General features: G+C 43.2%; 1 protein-coding gene. It reads left to right on the top strand.

Annotated elements, in window-relative coordinates:
* On the top strand, positions 1-927 hold a 927-nt coding region (gene tssL / locus R7P35_RS26150; RefSeq protein ID WP_318093391.1), incomplete at its 5' end, for a type VI secretion system protein TssL, long form.
* Positions 928-1,059: the final 132 nt, after the last annotated feature.

The following is a 1,059-nucleotide window of genomic DNA, read 5'->3' as shown; positions in this document are numbered from 1 at the left end:
TGGAGTCAATCGTTTTGGACACATGATTCTCTGTTGAGTTCTTTTTACGCGAGCAGCCAAGGTGGAGAGGCTTTTTTTAAGCATCTAGATAGCTGTTTGGCTCATCCGGAATCCCACCTAGATTTACTAGAGCTAATGTACGTATGCTTATCTTTGGGTTTTATAGGTCAGTATCGTTTAGAAAAAAATGGGCTTGAAGCTCACCGTAGATTGAGAAAACAAGTTGTATCAGTGCTTAAGTCACATGGTCGCGGAGTACAGCAAGAGCTTAGTAACAAAGTAGAACAACATATATTGGCAGGTGCTCAGGTTTCGGAACGTGCTCCTCTATGGGTGGTTTGTTCGGTAACTTCCGCACTGCTTGTTTGTATTTTTATGTACTTCAGCTACGAGTTGAACAAAGCTTCCAACCAAACTTTTGCTCAATTGGTAAACCTGATTCAACCAACCCCAGCAGTTAGTAATCCTATGGTTGAGTCAAAGTCAGCACCTATTGCCGAAAGAATATCTATGTATTTGGCAACGGAGATTGGCAAGGATCTTGTCACTGTGGAAGCGTTGCAAGATAGAGTTCGTATTTCTCTTAAAGCTCAAGACCTATTTGAATCTGGTAGTGCGAGCGTTGTGGCTTACATACAGCCAGTTATTTCTAAAGTTGCACGCACCTTAGAAGCGACACAAGGGAAGATCATAATTACCGGGCATACCGATGACCGTCCGATATTTACCAGCAAGTACCCATCCAATTGGCACTTGTCTTTAGCTCGCGCAACTTCTCTTTCCGAACAGTTAATCGCCAACAGTGCACTTAAAGGCAGAGTGATTCCTGAAGGGTTGGGTGATGCGAGACCTTTGGTGGAAAATGACAGTGAAGAGAACCGAGCAATGAATCGTCGAATTGAAATCGATCTTATTGTGGGCAACTAACGGTTGGGCAATGAAATGAGTATTAAAGAAATAGGCAGAGTATTTACCCAAAGATGGTTTCTTGGTTTAGTTGGTGTAGCCGCGTGCTCCATTTTTATTTGGGTTGTGGGTCCTCTGATCACGGTTGCAGGT

Origin of the sequence: Vibrio sp. Vb0304 (assembly GCF_033338995.1) — a bacterium.
Classification (GTDB): Bacteria; Pseudomonadota; Gammaproteobacteria; order Enterobacterales; family Vibrionaceae; genus Vibrio; species Vibrio alginolyticus.
Note: the sequence above shows the minus strand (reverse complement) of the source record. Positions and strands in the feature narration are given on the sequence as shown.